Raw genomic sequence first — 22,048 nt, 5'->3', positions numbered from 1 at the left:
TAATTTTGTGAATCCCAATAAGCATCCATAAAAAAAGAAAAAAGCAGGCACATGCCTGCTTTCTCAGTATATTTTTGTTAAGAAAGGGATCGAGAGCCCCTCTATGAATTTAAGCTGGGATCGAAGCATTTTGTTCCCTCTCCTTGCGATGGGTACGCAAATGGAGTAATTCATATACTAGCGGAACGATACACAATGTTAGAATCGTCGATGTGAAGAGTCCGCCAATCACTACTACTGCCAGCCCTTGAGAGATTAATACTCCTTCAGAAGCCCCTACTGCTAACGGAAGCAACGCACAAATTGTCGCTACAGCGGTCATCAGAATAGGACGAAGTCTTGTGGTTCCTGCTTCCAGCAATGCATCACGTACAGTCATTCCCAGTGCACGCTGTTGCTCAACCCGCTGAATAAGGACAATCGCATTTGTTACAACAATTCCCATCAACATCAAAATCCCAATCAGAGACGAGACACTAAGTGGCTGATGAGCGATAAACGTCCCGAGGAACGCACCTATTAAAGCTACTGGCATAGAGAATAGAATAGCAAATGGCGCTGACCATCCCCCGAACAAAATAAGCATAACAATATAGACCATTCCCACTGCAACAAGGATTGCCTCGATCAGTTGAGTAAAGCTTTGACTTTGCTGCATGGCCGATGTAGATTGCCCAACTTGAACACCGGATGGGAGATTTATTGTTTTGATATCCTTTAATACGCTTCGCAATGTTTTACCCGTGTTCTGCGTTGTATAATCAGCCGTAATTTCTGCATACGATTTTCCATTTTGGTGAAGTACAGTTGTCGGTGTTTGAACATCACTTACAGTCGCAACATCCCCTACTGTAATGGACTGACCTGTCGAGGTGTTAATTGGCAGCCCGCGAATCGCGGACAATTCTGTCAACTCAGTTGAACTTGACATTTGAACGTTTAAGTTATATGTTTGTCCATTCATGTTTACAGTACCGATGTTCTGTTGCGAGAGATAACTGCGAACAACATTGGCAACTTGCTGTGAAGTTAAACCATATTGAGCTGCTTTTCCCGAATCTGGTGCTACACTGATTTCAGGTTGGGTGTCTGCTAAATTACTCTTTACATTAGCCAGCCCCGGCTCGTTCTGCAGCCTTTTTGTTACTTGTATTACCGCCTGTGAAATAGCCGTATCATTAGGTCCATTAATGACAAGATCGAATGTAGTGCCTCCGCCTCCAGTCATTTGTCCTTTCACTTGAATCGTTGTCCCATTGACAGCTATACTTGCTAATTGTTTTCTTGCTTGATCTAAAAATTGATTGACATCGACATTTGCATTCAGTGCAATATTCAACGTCGCCGTGTTCGTGTTGGATGATGAACCACCCCTAGGACTAAATCCTGCACCGCCGCCTCCTACAGAGGTGTTGATCCGAGAAATTTGTGCTGCATCCTGTTTCAATATCTCTTCTACTTGTTTCGCCTTCGCATCTGTTGTATTCAGAGGAGTTCCTACAGGCATGGAAATGGAGATACTGGCCGTTTGCTGCATCGAATTCTGAATAAAGGTTGATCCTACAAATGGCAAGACCATCAAAGATGCAGCGAAAGCAATAACTGTTCCAATGATCACCCAGCCTTTATGGTTCAAACACCAATTGAGTACTGACTGATACCGTTTCTGCCATGGTCGATTTACCAACGCAGCTGCAACAAACGGATGGTTGCTGCTCCTGCTTTCTGCCCCCATTAATTCAGGGTGGATCGCCCCATTTAAATCATCACCTGTTTCCAGCCATTCGTACTCCATTCCTTTTGCAGGCTTGCGAACGACAAACAACCAAGCGAGAATAGGCACGATGGTTAATGCAACGATGAGTGAGGATGCCAAAGAGCACACGACTGTCAATGCAAACGGGAAGAAGATTTTCCCCACCATTCCCCCTACCATCGCAAGAGGTGCAAATACAGCAATTGTTGCCAGAGTAGATGATAAAATAGCATTCCCAACCTCTGCTGTAGCGTGTAATACAAGTTTCTTGCCAAATCCTAATCCTGTTTTCCATGTACGATAAATATTTTCAATTACTACAATACTGTCATCCACGACACGTCCTGTTGCTACTGCCAATCCGCCAAGGGTCATGATATTAAGGGTCACACCATAACGGCTTAGCAAAATAATCGATGCCAGGATGGAAATAGGAATGGAGACAACGGCAACAACGGTTGTCAACCAGTTTCTTAAAAAGAATAGAATAACCAGTATAGCAAATACTGCACCTAAGACTGACTCCCGCACCATGCCATTCACTGATGCCGTAATCATTTGCGATGAATCAAACAACGAAACAATTTTCACGCCATTTGGCAGTTGTTTTTTTAGTGAAGCAAGTTGTTTGTTGATGTCCTTCACTACAGTGACTGTATTGGCGTCTTCTGTTTTGGATACTGTCATTAAAATACTCGGCTGTCCATTGGTCCTATTGATGGAACTGCCATTAGGCGGCTGCATTGACACCGTCGCAAGATCAGATAGTGGAATCGTGTCGAGTGTCGATGATGTGCTGGATGTATTGCTGCTTGCTGCGGCCTTGACAGTAGAGCTGCGCTTTGCAGACATCGATCCCGACGCCATTTTCATTTTTGACTGAATCTGCTTCAATTGCAGTTGAAGTTTTGTTTGCACACTTTCTAATGCACTAATTTCCCCCTGTAGTTTGACGATAGTCTGCTGGTTTTGGCCTGCCCCCGCTGAGGTATTTAGGTTTGAACCCGTACTTGCATTTGTACCTCCACCTACTTGGACGACTGTATTAGTGCCTCTTGTTGGACTTGTTGCTCCTTGACCTGCCGCACCATTACTTGAGTTCAGCCCTGTCTTCGGATTTGAATTCAAACTCGCCTTGGACATAGCCATTTGTTGATTAAGAGCAAGCTCTGCACCAAAAATTTGCCCTTGAATTTGTTGAAGGGATGCAAGAATCTGATTCTGTGCCTCCAAAAGGCTCATACTGCCGCCTAGTTGTCCTACTCCTTGGGCAAGCTGGCCAATTGACTGACCCATTTGACTCATACTGTTTCCAATAGCCTTTTGCATGCCTGCTGCGGCATTAGATGGAATGCCAATTTGCAGATTTTGAATGTCGGTTAATGATTTGAATGCTGCATTTAATTGTACTGGCTGCACTTTTCCGTCTGCAGTTGCCGTTCCTAAAGGAATGGAGGCATTATCGGCCTGCAAATCCTGAAGCACCTGTTGAAGGCTCAAGTTATATTTAGCCAGTTTTGCCGGATCAAATTGTATCATTACATTATCCGCATCTGCACCTGAAGCACTAGGGGTTGCTACTCCTGCTACACCTTGCAGTGAAGGAACCACTGTATCATTGACGAGATTTTTTAATTGTTCACTCGTTAATTTGCTTGATGCTACAGTAAACTCCAGTACAGGTGTATTGCTGAACGAAAACGATCTTACACTTGGTTTATTTGCCGTAGTAGGCAGCTGAACCTGGTTCACGATTTGCTCAACATTCTGCATGGTTTTGTCTAAATCTGCACTCATATTCAATTGAAGCTCAATTTGCGATACATTCGCAACCGATGTTGATGTTATGTTTTGTACATCTTTTGCTCCGTTTAGCGCTTTTTCAATCGGGGTTGTCACATCTGTCGCCACTTGGCTTGGCGATGCACCTGGATATGTCGTCATAATCGAGATAATTGGTATCGACATATCTGGCATGAGATCTTCCTGCAAACCAAATGTGGACAAAATACCGCCGATTGCAATTAACAAAACAAAAATAACAATCGCAACTGGGTTTCTTAAAGAAAATTTAGTTAAAAATTGCATCTTTTTGTATACCTACCTTTCTTCGTTTGCTTTAGAAAACAATCAATCTATATTTTTCAACTAATTAACAGCATATTTTCAAAAAAATAACACCCTCTTTTAGACACCATACACGTAACAGAATATACTAGTTTTGTGTCCTCAATGTGACCAACTGGATTTAAAAAAACAGCCCCCATTGGAACTGTTATAGATACTTCCATTACACTATTTTTTTAAACAAATTTTAAAAGTAGTTGCTTCCCCTTCTGCACTTTCTACGGAAATCGTCCCACTGTGCAATTCGATGATCCGTTTAACAACCGCCAATCCAAGTCCATAGCTTTCCGTCGTTCTGGTATGCGCCTTTTCACCTCGATAAAACCGTTCAAATACATGTGGCAGGTCTTTCTCAGGAATTCCATTCCCCGTATTACTAATATAAACTTCGACATCGTTTTCGCGATCATATCCCCGTACCGTAATTTTTCCGTGATCCCAATTATACTTAATTGCATTCGAATATAAATTGCTCCACACTTGATTCATCAACGATTCATCAGCATAAATCTCAAGCTTAGGCATATCAAAATCAATTTCAATGTTTCTTTCCATCCACTGAGACTGCATCGCAACGAGCTGGTTTCGCAATTGCCGATCGAGCAGGTACCGCTTTGGATGAAACGGTGACTTGTTCGCTTCCAGCATAGAAAGATTTAACAGCTGCTTAGTTAAACCGGAAAGACGCTCGCTCTCAAGTTCTATTTGTTCCAAATAAAGCTTTCCTTCTTCTGGTTTCACCGCCCCTTCCTTTAATGCAATTGTCATTCCTTTAATAGCGGTAAGGGGCGACTGAAGTTCATGCGATACATTGGCAACGAAGTCCTTCCGCATCTGTTCTGTATTATTTAATTCTTTTACCATATAATTAAAGCTTTTAGCTAATTGGCCAATCTCATCTTTACTTTTTACATCTAATCGAATTTGAAAATTGCCTCTTGCTAATTCATTTGTTGCTTTTGTAATCTGAACAATTGGTTTTACTAAAATTCGAGTGGTAATCAGAATAAGGGAGATTCCAATAAGCAATACAATAAACAATGAAGTTAATATAATATTTCTTGTCTGGCTAAATTGTTCTTTTAAGATAGGTCTAATAAATAAAGCATATCTTCCTGTTTTAGTTACTACCGGCAGCCCTATCATCATGTTATGTGGAATGTTCACTTCTTTCTGATAAACATTTCCTTTCACCACATCGATGATCGCCTTTTTACTTAATCCAGTAACTTTGGAGGCATTTGGCGAGGACAATAGTAAGCCATTTTGATTATAGAGATAAACGTCATAGGGTAAATTGGAGAAGCTTTTTAAATAAACATCAAAGCCTTTATTCCCCAGCTGTTGGTATAATTGAATCATTCCTTTTCCCTGGTCGATCACTTGGGTTTCACGAATTTTAGTAATTTGATTTTGGAAAATAATGGATGTAATAAAAAAGGAAAGCATCAATGACACAATAATAACGAAAAAATAATTTAAACAGTTTTTAATATAAATAGATTGGATCATGCCAAGACCTCTAATTTATAACCAAGCCCTCTTACCGTACAAATTTGGATCAGGTCCTCAAAATTTTTAAATTGTTTCCGAAGTTTTTTTATGTGCGTATCGACCGTTCTGTCATCACCCTCATAATCAAGCCCCCAGATACTCTCAATTAATTGATCTCTTGTGAAAATTTTCCCCGGCTGACTGGCTAACGTATATAACAATTCAAACTGTTTTATGGGCAGAATGAAATCTTCATCCTTGATCCGTACTTTATAACTATCACTATCAATTGTGATTTTATTAAAAGTAATACTCCGATCTGAAGCAACACGATACCGCTTGAGCAGCGATTTTACCCTCATGACAAGCTCAGCTGGATGGAAAGGCTTCGTCACATAATCATCCGTTCCTAATTTAAAACCTTTAATGGTATCCTCCAATTCTGCTCTGGCTGTGAGCATTAGAACCGGAATCTCATAATACGTTTTAATTTTCTCGCAAAGCTCCCATCCATCTACGTTCGGCATCATGATATCAATGACTGCACAATCAATTTTCTCTTGTTCTAGAATGTCAAGTGCCTCTCTGCCATCACAGGCAATTTTAATCCGAAACCCCTCCTTCTCCAAGTAAAGCTGGATCACCCTTCGTATATTAACATCATCATCTGCAATTAATATCGTCGTTTTCATACTATGTACTCCTTTTTCTAGATACGTCTATTTTAACCAAGAATGAAAGGGATTTTAATTGTTTTTTGTGATCCCGACCATTTCCTTTCTCATAGAAAAAACGGCAGTCTATTTCAGTCCGCCGTTTGACACTTATTTGTTATTCTGGAGACTTTTCTTCATAAGGGATGCAATTTGAATATGATCTTGGCTTGAAATGCTTTCTAACTGTTTAATAATTAACTCTTGGCGTTCTACCGGATGATTTTGACTTAATTTAGCTTTTGCTTCTATTTTTGTGATATGGATCTTGAATGCTGTAATCCCCTTACTCATTCCCTCGAGAAAACTCGGTTCTACATTTCTTAAATGGTATAGACTATCAGGACTTTCATATTTATTAACCATATCATTTAAAGAATCGAATATGATTTGTTGTTCTTCAAGAATCTCCATCTTCCCATATAGATGGATGGATACATAATTCCAAGTAGGTACTGCCTTCATGCTTTCGTACCAAGAAGGAGAAATATAACAGTGGGGTCCTTGAAAAACCACAAGAATTTGTTGATTTTCTATATCTGTCCACTGTTGGTTCGGGCGGGCAAAATGGCCATATAGAGCATTCTCTTCCTTATTAAATATTAGCGGCAGATGGGTAGCATACGGTTCTCCATTGTGTTGAGAAAATAACGTGGCAAAGCTGTAATTTTCGATAAAGTCATAAATGATCTCTTTATCATCGAGTTGAAAATGTTTTGGAATATACATATAGTCCCCCTTCTATTTCATCCTTGTTTTCGATGTTCACTTTCATTGTGGCTGTCAACAATTAAAATTTCTATATAATATGGTATTATACAAACTGACATCTAAAAAGGTACAGTTTTAGACAAATAGACATGTCAAAACTTACTGGACAATGAAAATTACTATAGGACTATTACACTTGGTTTTAGTAATCTATCCTGTGATGATACCCAGTTTGGTGTGAAGCTTTTAAAACAGGCCTGGTTATAAAATAAACGGCGGTATACATTAGTCCGCCGTTTCAAAATCAATCATCACTTTGTAATTTTCGCCCTCTGAATAGAAAAATCATGACTTTGATAATAGCTATTCTTCACTAAAATGTTAGGTCCTAAGCAGGCTACCTCAGGACAGTGACAGCTTAATTCTTTGGCTGTCCTCGAGTTATTCCAAATTTCATATGCCTCTTCAAGACGGGTGGTCTGGATATTTCCAAGTAACGGAATATCACCAAAATCCGTTACGATTATTTCTCCGCTAAAAACATTTACATTCAGACGCGAGCGGCCATCCGGATCATTGCGTACGGTGACATTTTTGCTTTGGTACAACCTTTTTAGTAGTTTTAAGTCCTCCTGATTACTGCTGCAGGCGTAAAATGGCAATGTTCCAAACAACATCCAAACATTTTCATCTCTTATATCCAATAAATGATGAATAGCTTCTCTGATTTCATCCAAATTGAGAGTTTCGAGATTGCTGGCAAAGTCGCTCGGATACATAGGATGGACTTCATGCCGCTGGCAAAGCATTTCATCCACAATTTGCCGATGAATTTTTTCTAGATAAGGAAAGGTTCGTTTGTTCAACATTGTTTCTGCTGAAACGATAACACCTGCTTTCGCCAGCGAACGACTGTTTTCTATCATTCTTGTAAAATATTTTTCTCGTTGTTTATAGTCTGGCTGCTTTTCCATTCTTGCAAAGCCACCCTCGACAAAATCATCTACTGTGCCCCAGTTATGTGAAATATGTAAGACATCCAAATAAGGAATGATAAGCTCATATCGGTCTAAATCCAGGGTTAAATTTGAATTGATCTGAGTCCGAACACCACGTTCATGGGCATATTTTAAAATCGGCACGACATAATTTTTCACTGAGGATAAGGAAAGCATTGGCTCCCCGCCGGTAATACTTAATGCCCTTAGTTTTGGGATTTCCTCCAGCCTTTGCAAGATTAACTCTAGCGGCAGAGCATCCGGATCCTTTGTTTGCAGCGTATACCCCACGGCACAATGCTCGCAGCGCATATTACATAGTGTTGTGGTGGTGAATTCAACATTTGTCAGCTGCGCTTTACCGTATTGCTCTAAATCAAGATAGGCTTCCCACGGGTCAAACGAAGGGGAAATCTTTTTCATTTTATAACAATCTCCTTTAAATCAGGTGTTTAAAACTCATCTATTATAACTGATTTAGGGCTTATAGACACTATATAAAAATTTATGTCTGACTCCATGCTTATATTCAAAGTGCAAAAATGAAAGTCCACCAATCATGACACGTTCTTCAACTCGATATATTCCCGGGGAAATACTGACATATTAAACAGAAAATCGACATAAATAGTGATTTTCCCACTACAAATAATCGTTTTTAACCATTACTACTTCGCCGCTCTATATGTCCCTCACAATAAAGAAAACTCGCCGATTGGCGAGCCCATTAGGGCGAAAACAGAGGCGTAGTTCGCAGTCGAAAAGCACAGCTTTTCGACTGCGAAGCTAATGCTCACGAAGCATTCCTTAGTGCACTTATGCCTGATAGTAAAGTTATACTTTTCTATAGGCCAAAAAAACAGCCGCTCGGGCTGCTATACCTACTTCTTTTTGCTTATATAATATACATAGACCTTTATCATAAAGTAACTGACTTCCTCCGGCAGGAGTTCTTTGATTGGTTTTAAGCGGTCACGCCCGACCTCTGACAAGGCATTTTCTAACAGCGGGATATATTCGTCCGGAATAAGTCTGTTAAAATCAACCTCCATACCTAGCTGGGCACATTGAAGTAAATGATTTTCAACCGTGCTGATAGCAAGTTCCCGTCTTTCGGCAATGTCAGCAATCGACAGCTGGCTCTGGTGTAATTTCAATGTCTCCAAATGGGAGTCTCCTGCTTCTTTTTTAGCCGCTTTTTTCGGTACTGGCTCATCTTCTAGTTCACTCTTGTAGTCGGGATGTTCCTCACAAAAAGTACGGATCGCTTGGATAAATTCCAGACCATATTTTTGCAGTTTATGCTCTCCTACGCCGCTGACTTGTAAAAATTCTTCATTAGTTTTTGGCAGTTTGGCACACATATCCTTCAAGGCCGCATCTGAGAAAATCACAAATGGCGGTACTTTTTCCTCATCAGCAATTCGCTTCCGGACATCTCTTAATGCTTCAAATAATGGATCATTCTTTGACACTTGCTTAACCTGAAGCGTTTCCCTGCGATAGACCTGCTCTTTTCCCAGCAAAATGTCCTTTCCTTTTGGCGTCACATAAAGGGTCGGAAATTGCCCTTGTTCAATACCGATGAGCTCCTGGGAAATTAAGAATTCGATAAAATCACTGACTTCTTTAGCACCCTTTTCTTTCATAATTCCATAGGTTGTGAGTCTCTCAAATCCCATTTCAGTCACTTTTTTATTTTTCGACCCGGTTAACACTTGGGCTGTAATATTTTTCCCAAAGCGCTGTCCCATTCGAATGACACAAGATAATACCATTTGGGTTTCACGGGTCACTTCGATCCGTGTCCGGGAATCGGTACAATTCCCGCATCTTCCGCAAGGCTCTGTATCCGTTTCTCCAAAATAAGCTAAAATAAATTCCTGTAAGCAATTTTCCGTATGGCAATAATCCACCATCTGCTGCAGCTTTTCCAACTCTTGTGACATTCGGCTTCTATCACTGGATTGATCAATTAAAAACCGTTGAATCTGTACATCCTGGGGAGAATATAACAATATACATTCACTCTTCAGACCGTCGCGGCCTGCGCGCCCTGCTTCCTGATAATAGCTTTCCATATTTTTAGGAAGCTGAAAGTGCAGTACATAGCGGATGTTGGATTTGTCGATTCCCATCCCAAAGGCAGAGGTTGCAACCATGACAGATGCCTTATCCTCTAAAAATCGTTCTTGCTCCTGGGCACGTTCCACGTCTCCCATCCCAGCATGATAGCGAGCCACATTTATATGTTCCTTTCGAAGCCGCTCATAGAGCTGATCGACATTTTTCCGAGTTGCTGCATAAATAATACCCGCTTCCTTTTCATTCTGTTTCAGATATTCAAGAAGGAATTTTACGCGATCCTGCCCTTTGATCACGGAAAAAGATAAGTTTACGCGCTCAAATCCAGTGATGATGGTGTTTCTTTCGTCAATATCCAGAAGGCGGCAAATATCCTCCCTTACCCTTGGTGTTGCTGTCGCCGTAAGCGCTAGAACCTTTGGCCTTTGCGGCAGACCATCAATCATGTACTGAATATGCCGATAGCTTGGACGAAAATCATGTCCCCATTGTGAAATACAGTGTGCTTCGTCGACAGCTATCAATGGGATATCCATGGACTTCAGGTCTTCAATAAAATCTGGCGATTCCAAACGCTCCGGTGCGATGTATAGCAATTTGTATTTCCCTTGCTTGGCAGCGTCGATCCGTTCATTTGCTTCATTGTAACTTAAGGAGCTGTTAATAAATGCAGCAGGAACGCCAATCTGAACAAGAGCGTCAACCTGGTCTTTCATTAAAGAGATCAATGGAGATATAACGATTGTGGTACCTGAAAGGATGAGGGCCGGAATTTGGTAGCAAATCGATTTCCCGCCGCCAGTCGGCATAACGCAAATCGTATTTCTACCTCCTAAAACCGAACGGATTGCCTGCTCCTGGCCATTGCGGAAGGAGTGGTAACCAAAGTAGGATTCTAACAGAGGAAGGGCTTGTTCAAACAATTTCGTTTCTCCTTTCATTTGGGGCTGAAAGAATATGAGAGATATCCTTTCTGATGTCATTATACCTTATTCCTTAGAAAATTTGGGTTACGATCTTGTCTTAAAAAAATCCACCCCCATTTCGATTTACCTATCGTTTTAATCCTTGCCTGATACGTCCCATGTATTTCCCCACTCCTTCATGGCATTGAAAATAGGCAGAAGGCTCTGTCCTTTATCTGTCAATGAATATTCCACATGCGGCGGTATCTCCGAAAAGACCTCCCGTTTAATAATACTTTCATCCTCTAATTCCTTTAAACGAAGAGAAAGTGTTCGCGGACTTATTCCTTTTAGCGATCTTTCTAATTCTCCAAACCGCCTTGTTTTGTAAAACAATTCTCTTATGATTAAAAACGTCCACTTTCCGCCAATTACACTCATTGTCTTTTCAATTGGACATTTAGTATGAGTGGATTCATTCTGCTCCATCTTCTTTTTCTCCATTCCTATCATAAAATATAGTTACTATACAAAATATCCGTACTTCTCAAAATAAATTACTTTATTTAGTATAGTGTATAAAGATATATCTGTATATAGGATTTATAGTTAAATAAAGGTAAAAGGGAGAGGCGATTTTAATAGATCTTGAAACAGAACGAATAGCAAAGACCATTCCAATCCATGAGTATGATCCTTCTTTTACCGGGAAGACACTATCTATTAATCGTCTCTGGAATGATAGCAAAATTAGGAACTTGGGATTTCACCCCCCTTTACACTTTAAGCGATGCTGCGGGATTATCCGTTAAGGAACTGCGCCAGAATCATCCAGAAAAAAATTGAAATCAATCTGAATGATAGGGTCTCCTAAAACAGGGGCCCTATTTCATTAAAAATAGCTTCATTATTTTAAAAATGCATATAATAATTTTCCGATCGGGATGGAATAAGACATGAGTGAAATCCGGCGTTTCATATTGACATTGCTAATGGGAATGGCCTTTACCATCGAGTGGCTCATATATTTGACTGATATTTCCGGAAGTACTGTTACCCCTCCGCCTGCTGCGACATAACCAATTAAAAACTCACCAAATTCAACCTCAGTTTTCACCTTTAGATTTTCCACGATGCTGCTCATAGATTGCCTTATCGTACAAGTGGATGGATATAAAACAAATTCTTCGTCGCAGATGTCTTCTAATCTGACAGAATCCTTTAAAGAAAGCCTGTGGGAATGATGCATTACCGCATAAAGGGGCTCCTCGAAGATCTCTTTTTTCCATAAAGCCTTACCAACTGGAATTTCCTCTATAATCGCAGCATCTATCTCCCCCTTTTTCAGCAATTCATATATTTCAGGAGAGGTATTTTTTACAACCACTTCGATCTCCATTCCATTGTCTCTAAGATTCAACACTTTTTTTGGAATATAATTGCCGGCCAAACTGGGTAACGTGCCAATTCGATAAATTTTCATTTCCCTCAACTGGTTTAACTCCGTTTGCAGAGATGTTAATTGATTCAGTATGTTCGAAATCCGATGGTAAACCAGTTCCCCCACTTCTGTCAGATCAATACCAGATGGTGATCTATTCAGCAAAGTAATATCAAAGTATTCCTCTATTTTACGAATTTGCTTGCTTAATGCTGGCTGCGAAATGTTTAACTGCTCGCTTGCCTTTGATAGACTTTTTTGCTTGACTGCTTCCATAAAACTATGAAGATACTCTATATCCATTTAACAGATCCCCCCTTTGTTAAAATACGACAAATCCATTCGATTACCTTTTTGAACCTTAAAATGAAGAAAATAGCATCCAGAAGGATGCTAAAATCATGTTTTATTACCAATCTATCATTTCTCCATTTTCAGGTACTACGATTTCCCTTTCCAAACCCTTCTCTTTGATGTAGCTACGTACTTCCTGCCTCGTTAATAAGCAGTGATTCCAGGATTCCATATGGGATATAATCAATGATGTGTTCGGTGATGTTTTTATTATGCTTTCGATATCAGCCAACCCCATTGTGATTGGTTCTCCTTCTAAAAAGCGAGCTTCCCCGGCAAAGACAATCGCTAGATCAGGTGAATATTGTTTAAAATAATGTTCGATGTCAGAGTACCAAACACTATCTCCGATTATATATAAGCAGGGTTCATTGTTTGCTTGCAGAATAAATCCCGAAACAGGACCCATTTTTTCCGCCAGTTCGTCACTTCCATGCCTCCCTATGGTCCGCACTATGTTTATTCCTTGCCAATTCATTTCATCCTTAACCAAAATAATATTTTCAAAGCCTTTATCCTTAATAAACTGCTCATCCTCCGGTTGACAGAACAACGGCAAATTTTTCGGCAAGATGGAAATAGCCGCATCATCAAAATGGTCACGGTGTGTATGTGTTACTATAATCGCATCAACATCTATTACTTTTTTCAGTTCAGTTGGCAATTTTGTTAACGGATTTTTTAAATGTTGATTAGGAGCATTCGGGACAGGCGCCAATGTCCCCTGGTCACCGAACATAGGATCGAGTAAAAAAGTCACTCCATTATAGGAGATAAGATGTGTAGCATGCCGGATCAGTTGAATTTGCATGATGGTTCCTCCTTTTTCTTTTTAGATATTCTTAAGCATATTTTTACTCCTGTAACTTACATCATTTTAGAAGAAACTCTTTCAAATAATCCGTTTTTACCTATTTTCCCTCCACCTAACTTTTTCTGTATTTTACCAATTAAAGCATAGAATTGAACAATACTTCTTTGGCATATAGGTATAACTTTTGGTTATAGCTAACCATGTATCCAAGTTGATATAACCATTTGTTTGAACCATAAAAACAAGTTGAATTTCCGTTGAGTTCATTTTAAAGCTACGATATTTTTATCATATTTTTAAAGGAGGAATGTATATGAAAGTATGTGTCATTGGAACAGGAAGAATGGGGAAAGGAATGGTCAAAACACTTTCTCCATTTGTAACAGAATTATGGTGGGCTTCCCGTACCCCTGAAAAAATTCAATCTTTGGCAGTTGAACATAACCTTAAAAATATTGTCGCAGTTTCCTATAATGAAGCGTTGAAGGCGGAGATCATTATCCCTGCATTATGGTTCAGAAATTTGCTCCCTTGGGCAAAAGAAAATAAAGAGAGACTAGAGAATAAAATATTGGTTGACATTGTCAATCCGTTCAATGAAGATTTTTCAGACTTCAGCTTGGAATGGGGACAATCAGCTGCCGAGGAATTACAAAAAGCGATTCCTGAAACAAAAGTAGTTGGAGCCTTTAAAAATACATTTTTTCAAATTTTTCAAGAACCTGTTCATGAAGGATTGATTAGTGACGTATATGTGACTTCAGATAATGAGACTGCCAAAAAGGCCGTCATGACACTTCTAGCCCCCTTATCATTCCGTATTCTCGATGGAGGGCCATTAAGTAATAATCGAATCATTGAAAGATTTACCATTTTTGAAAGGGAAATGGCGATTCGATATGGAAATTATCCCTATGTATCAAATCGATTGTTTGGTATAAATATTTAATGTGATTAGGAGAGAAACCATGTTTATCATTAACTTGACGTACAAAGCCCCTATTGAAAAGGTGGATGAAGCTAGAGAGGAACACATAAAATTCCTTCAAAAGTATTATGCACAATCTATTTTTCTTGCTTCCGGACCCAAAGTTCCCCGGAGCGGAGGAATTATTTTAGCACAAGAAGTTTCTAGAGTAGAACTTGAAACAATCATTCAAGAAGATCCATTTTGGATTAAACAGATTGCCGAATATGAAATCATAGAATTTTCACCTACGATGCAGGCTAGTGCTCTGAGCGGATTATTAAAATAGAGTTAATAGATGAGAGGGACGGTTAAACCATTAGCCGTCCTTTTTGTTCGCCCCACATATTCCTGAAGAATTCCAATTTAAGATATTTTTAATGTTTATTACCTTTACTAATGACCACATCTGTGGCTAAAATGGATATTAGTTGTAACGGTGGCATCGAAAAGATGCTTTAAAATTCCTTATAGACTTGTTACAATTGTTCTTGTTGTAAACTCAACTTTTAAGGAAATATCAATAGTTGCAATAGAATCATAATAGAAATGAGGTATTCGGATGAATTATCGTTTATTTCAGTCCATAAATAATCTTGCCGGCAACCATCCTTTTTGGGATAAACTAATGATTTTTGTTTCTAAAGATGCATTAGTTATTTATGCATTAATTTTATTGATTATGTGGTTATTCGGAAAACAGAATTTCAAATATACGGTGGTTTATGCTGTTATAACAGCTGTTTTTGGCTTGCTTATTAACACAATCATTGGTCATATTTATTATGAACCGCGTCCATTTGTTAGTCATAAAGTTCATTTAATCCTGGCGCACGCAAAAGATGCTTCATTCCCAAGCGACCATGCTACTGGTGCATTTACGATAGCCTTTGCCGTATTACTCCGACATCGGAAAACAGGATTTGTTCTTTTACTGCTTGCCATTTTAACAGGAATATCTCGTGTATATGTTGGTAACCACTATCCATTCGATGTACTTGGAAGTATCGTAGTAAGTTTAGTTACAAGTTTGGTTGTATTTTCATTAAGAGGATTACTACAGCCAATTCCTCGTGCCATCGTAGGAATTTACAACCGAATCCCGCTTGTTCCAAAAAATACAACACGTGAAGACAGAATCAATTATTAATTGATCAAAAGCTTAGAGATATTTTTTCTCTAAGCTTTTTTCATGTTAAAAACTATGTCTATCTTAAAGTTTTCTTTAAGTATTTAATCTATTCCATCTATTAATTGCTCATACTCTCTTTCATTTCCAAATATTCACGATTGGTTCTACCGAGTTGCTTGCCCCTGCATGTGATAAGCTATAAATGTCTTCAATTGTCCTTAAAAGGTTAAAGTGATTGACATTTTCATCATATGGTCCTGGTTTCACCATGGGTCCAACGAAAAAAGTCGGAATTCGATTGTCATGTGCAGTATCGTCCTCGTCCCATGTCACAATTAATAAGCTATTGTTCGTTTTTGCCCATTTTACGTAAGCATCCAAATTCCTTTTCAGCCATTCGTCCGCTTCCTTGATCGTTCCATTGTGCATGTCATGCTGGAGGTTTGGAATTACAAAGGAAACTGTTGGCAATTGATGAAAATCCTTTGGAAAAAGACTAAATGGTTGATTGGCTTTCTTAGACACATTTGTGAAATTCGTCCATGGACTATGTTTTCTTGCATAGTCTTTATAGGATTCACCGTCAAACCCTATAGAGGGCAAATCCTCGGCATAGCCAGTAAAAGAATGATTGCTGTTCAAAAGCTCACTGGCTAAATTGGCAGAAACAAATTTCGTAATTGGCTTTCGATCATCTGTTACTCCCTGATTGGAGCCAGAAAATAGATCCAAATAATTTGGCTGGCTGGGGTGTTCAATGGCATGATAGTTGGTGAAATTTGCCCCTTGAGCAGCCAGTGAATTCATATAAGCCGCTGAGGAATTACCGATGATTTGTTGTTTTGCATGGTTTTCCTCGACAACAATAACGATGTGTTGAATGTTTGGCAGCTTTCTTTCTTTTATTGTTTTAACATTGGTTGTTGTGTCTGTAGTATTATTTTTTGAAGATTGCTGTTGTGAACAAGCATTAAGAATGATTATTGCTGAAACCATTAGTACCCACCACTTTTTCACTACAAGTACCTTCTTTCCTTTTTTTAACTGATTGGATCGTAACAAATTTCGGAAGAGAAGGCAATTTAGAAAAAGCTGCCGATCAAAAGGCAGGCCTTCCATGATTTTTTCTTTTAAGAATTTTTCGACTCAGGTGCAAAAAGATCTTCCAGTTGTTTGCGGAGAATAAATTTCTGGATTTTCCCGCTGGCATTGCGCGGAAGCGCTTCCGTAAAAATATATTTGCGAGGACGCTTGTAATTAGCAAGTTGATCGCTATTTTTGCAGAATCCATCTAATTCTTCGTATGATACATTCGGATCCTTTTTCACAATAAAGGCGGTCACCGTTTCTCCCCAGCGGTCATCCGGCTGGCCAACAACAGCCACATCGAGAACACCTGGATGACTATAGAGCACATCCTCCACCTCCCGCGGATAAATATTTTCACCGCCGCTGATAATCATATCATCAACACGATCGTTCACGTATAAATAGCCTTCTTCATCCAAGTAACCTATATCCCCGGAGTGGTACCACCCTTTAAATAAAGCCTTCTCAGTTGCATCCTCCCGATGATAATAGCCCGCCATCATACTAGGACCTCTCACAATAATTTCACCCGTTTCTCCTGCAGGAACCACATCATCAGGATCAGAGGGGCCATTTTCTCTTGTGCGGACAATGCGAATATCATGATTAAGCGCAGCTTGACCTGCAGACCCTGCTTTTCTTAGCTGTTCATTCTCCGGCAGAAATGTGATGGCCGGACCCATTTCGGTCATCCCATAGGCCTGAATTAAAGAGATTCCCAAGCGATCATGGAGGGCATGAACTAATGCAGGCGCCATTGGGGCTGCACCGTATAAGCCTTGTTTTAAACTTGAAATATCATATTGTTTCAAATCTTCTTGAAGGAGCATATTCCACATGGTAGGGGCAGCAAAGAATCTGGTGATATTTTCTTGGGAAATTAGTGAAAGTATTTGCTTTGGGTTAAATTGATGAAGGATGACACTTTTCGCACCGACATGTACTCTTGGGAGGAAATTGCAATGAAGTTCAGCGCAGTGGAACATCGGTGCCGTCACGAGGCCGACGTCAGCTGGCTCCAATTTTGTATTAGCTATGCATAGGATGCTTTGGTCAATCATACTGCGATGTATGTGCATAACACCTTTTGGTCGTCCGGTTGTTCCACTTGTATAAATAAAAGCATATACATCGTTTTCATTTACTTCGATTCGGGGGGGTTCGATTGTCGCTGCAGCTAGTTTTTCCTTATAGCTGACTGCATAAGAGGGCATTGCTTCGTCAATAAACCAGAATGATATCGAAGTGAAGCGATTTTCGATAGCAGAAATAACAGGCTCCAATGCTTTTTCAAATAAAACCACTTTTGGTGCCGCATCTGATAATATAAAGGCTGTTTCCTCAGATGTGAGCCGGAAATTAATCGGATTAAAAATCGCACCGATTTTTGCACAAGCAAAAAAAGCAGTGCCCAATTCTTCCGTGTTAAACATGAATGTCGATACTCGGTCTCCCTTTTTCACACCTTCGCTTATAAGGGCATTGGCAAGTCGATTGACTTGTTCATTCCACTCCTGATACGTGTAGCGGACTTTTTTTCGGACATCATACAGTGCTTCTTTGTTTGGAAACCTTTTTACCGTTAAATCAAAAACCTTTCCGATCGTAACTGTCATTGATATCGCCTCCGATTATGGAATTAGAGGCAACCAGCCTAAAATGACTGATTGCCTTTGTAAAAATTAATCCAGCCTCTCTATTATCGTTGCATTTGCCATACCATGTCCTTCGCACATCGTTTGCAGGCCATAGCGGCCTCCTGTTCGTTCGAGCTCATGCATCATTGTAACCATCAAACGGGCACCCGATCCACCCAATGGATGTCCAAGCGCTATTGCACCACCATTCGGATTCAGTTTAGCTGGATCAGCGCCTGTTTCCTTCAGCCAGGCTAGCGGAACAGGAGCAAATGCTTCGTTCACTTCAAAAACATCCATATCATCAATTGACAACCCTGATTTTTCTAACGCTTTTTGCGTTGCCGGGATAGGCCCCAATAGCATCATCGTCGGGTCAGAGCCAACCACAACACGGGTATGGACACGAAAACGCGGTTTAAGCCCTAACTCCTCTGCTTTCTCACAGGACATTAATAATACTGCCGCTGCTCCGTCACTTACCTGACTGGCATTGCCAGCGTGAATGACACCATCTGCCAGGAAGGACGTTTTAAGACCTGCCAGTGCTTCTAATGAAGTGTCTTTTCTAGGACCCGAGTCCTCTCGCACTACAGCCTTGCTTCCATCTGGAAGTGTTACTTCAATCGGAAAGATTTCTCTGGTGAAATGCCCTGCTTCCTGTGCCCTTATGGCCTTAAGATGGCTATCCAACGAAAATTGATCGAGTACTTCACGTGTAAATCCATATTTTTCTGCAATTCGTTCAGCTGACAAACCTTGATGAATCATTTCATACTTTTCTTTTAGTCTCGGGCTGAATGGTTCCTCCGATCCTTGATAGTTGGATCCCATTGGAACACGGGTCATGCTTTCAACTCCGCCGGCAATAACGACATCCATATCTCCTGCAAGAATCGCCTGAGCAGCAAAATGGACCGCTTGCTGACTTGATCCGCACTGGCGGTCGACCGTGGTTCCCGGTACTTCTATTGGAAATCCTGCAATGAGCGCCGCTACTCTGGCAATATCCCCAGCTTGTTCTCCTACCTGTGATACACAGCCTAAAATCACGTCATCGACAATGGCAGGATCAATGCCTGCACGATTAACCAGTTCTTTTAGCGTTATAGCTGCTAAATCATCAGGGCGGATATCCTTCAATGCTCCTTTTCTTCTTCCTACTGGCGTACGAACACCCTCTACGATTACTACTTCACGCATTTTTATCAGCCTCGCATTCTATAATCCTAAATTTTTGGCAATAATCGTTTTCATAATTTCATTTGTGCCGGCATAAATACTGGAAACCTGAATATCGCGAAATCTTCTCGCAATCTCGTATTCTTCCATATAGCCATATCCACCATGAAGCTGTATACATTCCGCGGCTATTTTCTTTGCATTTTCTGTCAGCTTCCATTTTGCCATCGACACTTTCGTCACTATATTTTGTCCTTCGATATGTTCAGTAATTAATTGATCTAAAAATGTCCTGCCCATTTGAACATCTGCAGCCATTTCTACAATTTTAAATTGCGTATTTTGGAACTGGCTGATTGGCTTGCCAAATGCTTCCCGAACTTTTACATAGTCTATTGTCATTTCTAACATGACTTCGGAAGCAGTTTGTGCTCCGATTGCGGTAAGGAGCCTTTCCTGCTGTAATTTTTCCATTAAATATTTGAACCCTTGACCTTCCTCGCCCAATAGATTTTCCTTTGGAACATGGCAGTCCTCAAAGATTAATTCGGCAGTATCTTGTGAGTGCAAACCGACCTTGTTCAGCTTTCTACCGCGAGTAAACCCCTGAGTATCGCGCTCAATAACCAGCAGTGACACTCCTTTATGTTTTGGAACAGCGTTCAGATCGGTCCTAACGACTACAACGATCAGATCTGATTGGATCCCATTTGTGATAAACGTCTTTTGCCCATTTACAATATAATGGTCCCCAGCAAGCCTCGCTGTTGTTTTGATATTGGCCAAATCAGAGCCTGTCCCCGGTTCTGTCATAGCAATTGCAGTAATAATATCACCAGTTACACATTTTGGCAGCCAGCGTTGCTTTTGTTCTTCTGTTCCATAAGAGGTGATATAAGGAACAACAATATCATTGTGTAGTCCAATTCCGATGAAACCTGTCCCTACCTTTTCAAGCTCCTCGTGAATGACAACGGAAAACCCCCAATCGGTTTCGCTTCCCCCATATTTCTCATCAAGATACGGGCATAGGTACCCTTGATCACCCATTTTTCTCCAGAAAGAACGGGGAATCATTCTGTCCTCCTCCCACTGCTCATAAAAGGGATATGCTTCTTTTTCTAAAAACTTTCGCAATGATTCACGAAAAATTTCATGATCATCTTTTAAATATGGATGCTTCATGCTAAAAACCTCCCCTAAAATGGTAACGCTTCCATTTTGCACTACCTCTATTGTAGCAAACCGGTTGTATTTTATGAATATTTAAACTTTTAAAAATTCGCTAAATAACACTCGCTGACTGGCGAGCCCTTTAGGGTGAAGACATAGGCGTAGTTCGTCGAAAAGCAAAGCTTCTCGACTGCGCGGCTAATGCTCACGAAGCATTCCTTAGTGCACTTATGCTTTCCTATCGGCTAAAAAAGGAGCTGCTCAAATTAAACAGCTCCTCCATTATGTTAAATCATATTTTTCATGCCAGCATACATCGCTTTGACCGTTTCGTCTATTTCATCTCTTGAAAGTCTCATTGCCTGCTCAGACCGTCCGAATCCTATTTCACTTTTTCCTTCCTCAAGCCCTTTAAAAATCGCATCCGCAAATTCGTCCAATGGAGCTCCGAAAGTATGCAGGCCTACTCCTCCTAAATCAGTATTGACAGCTGGAGGCGCCACCTCAATAACTTCAATGGCCGTTTCCTCAAGCTGATGCCTTAAGCTCATGGTAAATGAATGAACAGCCGCCTTAGTGGCCGAATAAATTGGTGCAATCACCATAGGCGTGAAAGCCAGCCCAGATGACACATTGAGAATGGCCGCATACTCTTTATTCGCAAAATAAGGCGCAAATAACAGAGTCAGATGGAAGGGAGCTTCAATGTTTGAAGTAATCTCTTGATTGTAGTAGCTCCAATTCTCTTTCGCATCCGCTTTTAGCACGTGGTAGCGCTGCTGAATCCCAGCGTTATTCACTAGAACATTAACTTCTGGATAATTGGCCGTTACCCAATCAAAGAGAGCGATTCGATCCGTTTCTTTTGTCACATCACAAACACGCGTAACGATGTCAGGATATTTTTCTTTTGCCTCCTGCAGTTTCCCTTCGCGGCGACCACAAACAATAACCTTACTTCCTGCTTTAATAAAACGTTCCGCAAATGCAAAACCGATTCCCGAAGCTCCTCCGGTAATAAGCACCGTATTTCCTGCTAGTTTCATGATTTCCCTCTTTTCTCTATATAGGTATGTAACATACAAATTTTATTCCTTTTTAGCTAAAAACTCAAAACGCTTACTTTGGCATTTTATCCAGTCCTTAACGAAAAATTCCCCCAACTTTGCTTGCTTCTGAAACTATTTAACTTTGAAGAAAGGTGGAAGAGCTCCTTATAAATTTGGAATGACAGGGAGCTGCCAGAGGCTGGGATCTATATCCCAGCCAACTAATATCTAGTGTGACGAAACCATTTCCAAATGCTGCCAGTGAGGTTCGATATAACTGAAATAATTTGGAGCAACTCAAATCGTTCCAATTAATAAATCAGATATGACAGTAACAGTTAAATTATTGAAACCATCTTTGGAAAAATTGAACTTCGAATATTTTTGACTACTTCAGTAACTTCGAAATGCTAATTTCAAA

17 protein-coding genes are annotated in these 22,048 nt (G+C 40.2%); 3 read left to right on the top strand and 14 right to left on the bottom strand.

What is annotated here, in order from left to right; translation table 11 throughout:
* Positions 1-109: 109 nt before the first annotated feature.
* From HPT25_RS11535 to HPT25_RS11495, 9 genes are all read right to left on the bottom strand, one after another.
* Positions 110-3,844 (bottom strand): efflux RND transporter permease subunit, encoded by a 3,735-nt coding sequence (locus HPT25_RS11535; protein WP_173063951.1) that lies wholly within the window; start codon positions 3,842-3,844, stop codon positions 110-112.
* Positions 3,845-4,051: 207 nt separating this feature from the next.
* Complete coding sequence (locus HPT25_RS11530) at positions 4,052-5,395, bottom strand: HAMP domain-containing sensor histidine kinase (RefSeq protein WP_173063949.1); 1,344 nt, start codon at positions 5,393-5,395, stop codon at positions 4,052-4,054.
* Complete coding sequence (locus HPT25_RS11525; RefSeq protein ID WP_173063946.1) at positions 5,392-6,069, bottom strand: response regulator transcription factor; 678 nt, start codon at positions 6,067-6,069, stop codon at positions 5,392-5,394. The genes HPT25_RS11530 and HPT25_RS11525 overlap by 4 nt, the downstream gene beginning before the upstream one ends.
* 132 nt (positions 6,070-6,201) lie before the next feature.
* Positions 6,202-6,819, bottom strand: coding sequence for an FMN-binding negative transcriptional regulator (locus HPT25_RS11520; RefSeq protein ID WP_173063943.1), 618 nt, complete (start codon positions 6,817-6,819; stop codon positions 6,202-6,204).
* Between the two features lie 293 nt (positions 6,820-7,112).
* A complete protein-coding gene (yfkAB, locus tag HPT25_RS11515; RefSeq protein WP_173063940.1) occupies positions 7,113-8,222 on the bottom strand; it encodes a radical SAM/CxCxxxxC motif protein YfkAB in 1,110 nt (369 codons plus the stop codon).
* Between the two features lie 458 nt (positions 8,223-8,680).
* Entirely contained in the window at positions 8,681-10,807 is a 2,127-nt protein-coding gene (gene recQ, locus HPT25_RS11510) for a DNA helicase RecQ (RefSeq protein WP_173063937.1), read from the bottom strand.
* 138 nt (positions 10,808-10,945) lie between these two features.
* Positions 10,946-11,278, bottom strand: a complete 333-nt coding sequence (locus HPT25_RS11505; protein ID WP_173063934.1) for a winged helix-turn-helix transcriptional regulator — start codon at positions 11,276-11,278, stop codon at positions 10,946-10,948.
* Positions 11,279-11,696: 418 nt separating this feature from the next.
* Positions 11,697-12,533, bottom strand: a complete 837-nt coding sequence (locus tag HPT25_RS11500; RefSeq protein WP_173063931.1) for a LysR family transcriptional regulator — start codon at positions 12,531-12,533, stop codon at positions 11,697-11,699.
* Positions 12,534-12,639: 106 nt separating this feature from the next.
* On the bottom strand, positions 12,640-13,395 hold the full coding sequence (locus HPT25_RS11495; RefSeq protein WP_173063928.1) for an MBL fold metallo-hydrolase: 756 nt from the start codon (positions 13,393-13,395) through the stop codon (positions 12,640-12,642).
* A gap of 316 nt (positions 13,396-13,711) precedes the next feature.
* On the opposite strand from HPT25_RS11495, the gene HPT25_RS11490 reads away from it, so the two are divergent.
* The 3 genes from HPT25_RS11490 (at position 13,712) to HPT25_RS11480 (ending at position 15,515) form a co-directional block, all read left to right on the top strand.
* Complete coding sequence (locus tag HPT25_RS11490; protein WP_173063925.1) at positions 13,712-14,347, top strand: NADPH-dependent F420 reductase; 636 nt, start codon at positions 13,712-13,714, stop codon at positions 14,345-14,347.
* A gap of 19 nt (positions 14,348-14,366) precedes the next feature.
* Complete coding sequence (locus HPT25_RS11485) at positions 14,367-14,654, top strand: YciI family protein (RefSeq protein ID WP_173063922.1); 288 nt, start codon at positions 14,367-14,369, stop codon at positions 14,652-14,654.
* A 273-nt stretch (positions 14,655-14,927) separates the two neighbouring features.
* Positions 14,928-15,515, top strand: a complete 588-nt coding sequence (locus HPT25_RS11480) for an undecaprenyl-diphosphatase (RefSeq protein WP_173063919.1) — start codon at positions 14,928-14,930, stop codon at positions 15,513-15,515.
* A 120-nt stretch (positions 15,516-15,635) separates the two neighbouring features.
* Here the strand turns inward: HPT25_RS11480 and HPT25_RS11475 are convergent, their stop codons facing one another.
* From HPT25_RS11475 to HPT25_RS11455, 5 genes are all read right to left on the bottom strand, one after another.
* Positions 15,636-16,559 (bottom strand): alkaline phosphatase family protein, encoded by a 924-nt coding sequence (locus HPT25_RS11475; RefSeq protein ID WP_246277175.1) that lies wholly within the window; start codon positions 16,557-16,559, stop codon positions 15,636-15,638.
* 68 nt (positions 16,560-16,627) lie between these two features.
* Positions 16,628-18,202 carry a fatty acid--CoA ligase gene (locus HPT25_RS11470; protein WP_173063916.1) on the bottom strand — a complete coding sequence of 525 codons (1,575 nt, stop codon included), beginning with the start codon at positions 18,200-18,202 and terminating at the stop codon, positions 16,628-16,630.
* A 66-nt stretch (positions 18,203-18,268) separates the two neighbouring features.
* Entirely contained in the window at positions 18,269-19,426 is a 1,158-nt protein-coding gene (locus HPT25_RS11465; protein WP_173063913.1) for a thiolase family protein, read from the bottom strand.
* 18 nt (positions 19,427-19,444) lie between these two features.
* Positions 19,445-20,590: an acyl-CoA dehydrogenase family protein gene (locus HPT25_RS11460; protein ID WP_173063910.1), complete on the bottom strand. Its 1,146-nt coding sequence runs from the start codon at positions 20,588-20,590 to the stop codon at positions 19,445-19,447.
* Between the two features lie 275 nt (positions 20,591-20,865).
* Positions 20,866-21,624, bottom strand: coding sequence for an SDR family oxidoreductase (locus HPT25_RS11455; protein WP_173063907.1), 759 nt, complete (start codon positions 21,622-21,624; stop codon positions 20,866-20,868).
* Positions 21,625-22,048 lie beyond the last annotated feature (424 nt).

This window comes from Neobacillus endophyticus, assembly GCF_013248975.1.
GTDB lineage: Bacteria > Bacillota > Bacilli > Bacillales > Cytobacillaceae > Neobacillus > Neobacillus endophyticus.
Note: the sequence above shows the minus strand (reverse complement) of the source record. Positions and strands in the feature narration are given on the sequence as shown.

Coding starts and splice junctions, on each gene's coding strand:
- HPT25_RS11455 (WP_173063907.1), bottom strand. CDS start 21,624: ATGAAACTAGCAGGAAATACGGTGCTTATTACCGGAGGAGCTTCGGGA.
- HPT25_RS11520 (WP_173063943.1), bottom strand. CDS start 6,819: ATGTATATTCCAAAACATTTTCAACTCGATGATAAAGAGATCATTTAT.
- HPT25_RS11485 (WP_173063922.1), top strand. CDS start 14,367: ATGTTTATCATTAACTTGACGTACAAAGCCCCTATTGAAAAGGTGGAT.
- HPT25_RS11480 (WP_173063919.1), top strand. CDS start 14,928: ATGAATTATCGTTTATTTCAGTCCATAAATAATCTTGCCGGCAACCAT.
- HPT25_RS11465 (WP_173063913.1), bottom strand. CDS start 19,426: ATGCGTGAAGTAGTAATCGTAGAGGGTGTTCGTACGCCAGTAGGAAGA.
- HPT25_RS11525 (WP_173063946.1), bottom strand. CDS start 6,069: ATGAAAACGACGATATTAATTGCAGATGATGATGTTAATATACGAAGG.
- HPT25_RS11505 (WP_173063934.1), bottom strand. CDS start 11,278: ATGGAGCAGAATGAATCCACTCATACTAAATGTCCAATTGAAAAGACA.
- yfkAB (WP_173063940.1), bottom strand. CDS start 8,222: ATGAAAAAGATTTCCCCTTCGTTTGACCCGTGGGAAGCCTATCTTGAT.
- HPT25_RS11530 (WP_173063949.1), bottom strand. CDS start 5,395: ATGATCCAATCTATTTATATTAAAAACTGTTTAAATTATTTTTTCGTT.
- HPT25_RS11460 (WP_173063910.1), bottom strand. CDS start 20,590: ATGAAGCATCCATATTTAAAAGATGATCATGAAATTTTTCGTGAATCA.
- HPT25_RS11490 (WP_173063925.1), top strand. CDS start 13,712: ATGAAAGTATGTGTCATTGGAACAGGAAGAATGGGGAAAGGAATGGTC.
- HPT25_RS11500 (WP_173063931.1), bottom strand. CDS start 12,533: ATGGATATAGAGTATCTTCATAGTTTTATGGAAGCAGTCAAGCAAAAA.
- HPT25_RS11495 (WP_173063928.1), bottom strand. CDS start 13,395: ATGCAAATTCAACTGATCCGGCATGCTACACATCTTATCTCCTATAAT.
- HPT25_RS11535 (WP_173063951.1), bottom strand. CDS start 3,844: ATGCAATTTTTAACTAAATTTTCTTTAAGAAACCCAGTTGCGATTGTT.
- HPT25_RS11470 (WP_173063916.1), bottom strand. CDS start 18,202: ATGACAGTTACGATCGGAAAGGTTTTTGATTTAACGGTAAAAAGGTTT.